Raw genomic sequence first — 3,819 nt, 5'->3', positions numbered from 1 at the left:
GACGAGACGTTCCTCCTCATCGCGCCCGTCTCCTTCGACGCTTCCACCCTGGAGCTGTGGGGGCCGCTGCTCCACGGTGCGCGGCTGGTCGTCTTCCCGCCCCACTCGCCCTCCGACCTGAAGGAACTGGAGGCCGTGCTCACGAAGCACGAGGTGACGACGCTCCACCTCACCTCAGGCCTCTTCACCCAGGTGGTGGACCACAACTTCTCCAGCCTGCGCTCCGTGCGCCAGCTGCTCACAGGGGGTGACGTGGTGAGCGCGCCCCACGTGCGCCGTGTGCTGGAGGAGCTGCGCATCCCCGTCACCGCCTGCTACGGCCCCACCGAGTCCACCCTCTTCGCCTCGTGCCACCGGATGACGGACGTCGCCCACGTGGGCACCTCCGTTCCCATCGGCAGGCCCATAAGCAACACCCGGGTGTATGTGCTGGACGCTTCCGGCCAGCCGGTGCCCGTCGGTGTCACAGGCGAGCTGTTCATCGGCGGCGACGGCGTGGCCCGTGGCTACGTCGGCCAGCCCGCCCTCACCGCCGAGCGCTTCATCCCCGACGCCTTCTCCGGTGTTCCCGGTGCCCGCCTCTACCGCACGGGAGACCTGGCCCGCTGGCGCCAGGACGGTGTGCTGGAGTTCCTCGGTCGCGCCGACGCGCAGGTGAAGGTGCGCGGCTACCGCATCGAGCTGGCCGAGGTGGAAGCGGCACTGCTGGCCTTCCCCGACGTGGCCCAGGCCGTGGCCCTGGTGCGCGAGGACGTCCCCGGCGACAAGCGCCTCGCCGGCTACGTCGCCGCTCCCGAGTCGCTCGATATGGGCGCACTGCGTGCCTTCCTCAAGCAGCGGCTGCCCGAGTACATGGTGCCCTCCGCCCTCGTGCGGCTGGACGCCCTGCCCCTCACGGCCAACGCCAAGGTGGACCGCAAGGCCCTGCCCGCTCCCGACGCGGTGCTCGCCTCCCCGGCGGAGTCCTACGTCGCCCCGCGCACTCCCACCGAGGAACGGCTCGCCGCGCTCTGGGCCCAGGTGCTCCGCGTGCAGCGCGTGGGCATCCACGACAACTTCTTCGAGCTGGGCGGTCACTCCCTGCTCGCCACCCAGGTGGTGTCTCGTGTGCGTGAGGCCTTCTCGGTCGAGCTGCCCCTGCGCGCGCTCTTCGAGGCCCCCACCGTCGCCGCCCTCGCCGCGCGCCTCGAGTCCGTGTGCGGTTCAGCGGCGGACTCCCACGCCCCCGCCATCGTCCCCGTGCCGCGCTCCGGGCCGCTGCCGCTGTCCTTCGCCCAGCAGCGACTGTGGTTCATCGACCAGCTCCAGCCCGGCAGCGCCTCCTACAACATGCCCACCTTCATGCGCATGGAAGGGGCCCTCGACGTGGACGCCTTGCAGCGCGCCTTCGACGAGCTGGTGCGCCGCCATGAAGCGCTGCGCACCACCTTCACCCAGCAGGAGGGCCAGCCCCTCCAGCTCATCGCCCCCACCGGCACGCTACCGCTGGAGCAGGTGGACCTCGGTGGCCTGGAACCGCGAGCCGCCCGTGCGGAGCTGGAGCGCCGGCTCCGCGATGAGATGCTGCGGCCCTTCGACCTCACCACCGGCCCCCTGGTGCGCGCACAGTTGTTGAAGCTCGGCCCGTCCGACCACGTGCTGGCGCTCGACATGCACCACATCGTCTCGGACGGCTGGTCCATGGGCGTGCTGGTGCGCGAGGTGGCCGCGCTCTACGAGGCCTTCACCCAGGGCAGGCCCTCGCCGCTTCCCCCCCTGCCCATCCAGTACGCCGACTATGCCGTGTGGCAGCGGCAGTGGCTCCAGGGCGCGGTGCTCGATGAGCAGCTCGGCTGGTGGCGCCAGCAGCTCTCCGGCCTCTCCCCGCTGGAGTTGCCCACGGACAAGCCACGCCCGCCCGTGCAGACCTTCCGTGGCGCGCGTGTGCCCGTTGCGCTCTCGCCGGCCACGTCCGAACGGCTGGAGGCGCTGTGCCAGCGGGAAGGCCTGACGCCCTTCATGGCCCTGCTGGCCGCCTTCCAGGTGCTCCTGTCGCGCTACTCCGGACAGCGGGACATCAGCGTCGGCTCGCCCATCGCCGGACGGCAGCGCGGTGAAACGGAGGGCCTCATCGGCTTCTTCGTCAACACGCTGGTGATGCGCGCGCGGGTGGAGGCCCGGTCCTCGTTCCTCCATCATCTGCGCCAGGTGAAGGAGACGGCGCTGGGGGCGTACGCGCACCAGGACGTGCCCTTCGAGCGGCTGGTGGAGGAGCTGCAGCCCACCCGCGACATGAGCCGCAGTCCGCTCTTCCAGGTCATCTTCGCCTTGCAGAACGCGCCCACGGCCGCGCCGCGGGAAGCGGGTCAGGCGGAGACTCCGGCCCTGGCGCTGCGTCCGCTGGAGGCGGTGGACACTCCCCACATCAAGTTCGAGCTGCAGCTCAACCTGTCGGAGTCTCCCGACGGCTTCCAGGGCACCCTGGGCTACAACACCGACCTGTACGCGCCGGAGACCGCCGCGCGCATGGCGGAGCACTTCCGAGTGCTGGTGGAAGCCCTGGTCTCCCGGCCCGATGCGCCCCTGGGCTCCATCCCCATGCTCACCGAGGCCGAGCGCCGGCAGGTGCTGGTGGAGTGGAGCGAGGCCCCCTCCAGGTCCCCGCGCGAGTCCACCCTGCCCGAGGTCCTCGCCCAGGTGGTGGCCCGGCACGCGGACAAGGTCGCCGTCGAGCTCGGCGGCTCGCGCCTCACGTACCGGCAGCTCGATGAGCGCGCCAACCAGCTCGCGCATCACCTGCGTGGCCTGGGCGTCACGACCGACTCGCGCGTGGCCCTCGCCGTGGAGCGCTCGCTGGAGCTGATTGTTTCGCTGGTGGCCATCCTCAAGGCCGGCGGCGCCTACGTCCCGCTGGACGTGTCGTATCCGCCCGAGCGGCTCGCGGCGATGGTGGAGGACGCGCGCCCGTGCGTGCTCGTCACCACCCGTGCACTGCTGCCGAAGCTGCCCGCCGGGGGACTCTCCACCGTGCTGCTGGACGAGGCCTCGCTCGCCTCCGAGTCCACGCACGCGCCCGCGCCGTCCGCCCTGCCGGAGACACTGGCCTACGTGGTCTTCACCTCCGGCTCCACCGGCAGGCCCAAGGGCGTCGGTGTCACCCACCGCGGCGTGCTGCGCACCCTCGTCAATGTCGACCACGGGCGGTTCTCCTCCGACGAGACGCTGCTCCACCTCGCGCCCATCTCCTTCGACGCCTCGGTCATCGAAATCTGGGGCGCGCTGCTGAACGGCGCCCGGCTGGTGGTGATGCCGCCCCACGTGCCGTCGCTAGAGGAGCTGGGCCAGGTCATCCAGTCCTCGGGAGTGACGACGCTCTGGGCCACCGTCGGCCTGTTCACCCAGTTGGTGGACAACCCGCCGCCGGGACTCTCCACGGTGAAACACCTGCTGACGGGCGGAGACGTGGTGCCTCCCACCCAGGTGCGCCGCGCCGTGGAGGAGCTGGGCATTCCCGTCAGCTCCTTCTACGGCCCCACCGAGATAACGGTGCTCGCCACCTGGTACGCGGTGACACGTCCGGAGCAGGCCGGCGCGACGGTGCCCATCGGCCAGCCCGCGGGCGGCACGCGGCTCTACGTGCTGGACTCGCATGGCCAGCCCGCGCCCGTGGGGGTCATCGGGGAGCTGTTCGTCGGTGGCGACGGCGTGGCCCGTGGCTACGTCGGCCAGCCCGCACTCACCGCAGAGCGCTTCGTGCCAGACCCGTTCTCCGGTGAGCCGGGGGCCCGCCTCTACCGCACGGGCGACCTCGTCCGCTGGCGCGCCGACGGCGTGCTCGAC

The 3,819-nt window shown here is 71.6% G+C and carries 1 protein-coding gene; it reads left to right on the top strand.

The features are described 5' to 3' along the window. Window positions 1-3,819, top strand: a 3,819-nt coding sequence (locus K8638_RS43950; RefSeq protein WP_223760769.1) for a non-ribosomal peptide synthetase, incomplete at both ends; no start/stop codon positions are given.

The organism is Myxococcus sp. RHSTA-1-4 (assembly GCF_020037125.1).
Lineage (GTDB): Bacteria > Myxococcota > Myxococcia > Myxococcales > Myxococcaceae > Myxococcus.
This window is presented reverse-complemented; position numbering and strand designations above follow the sequence as displayed.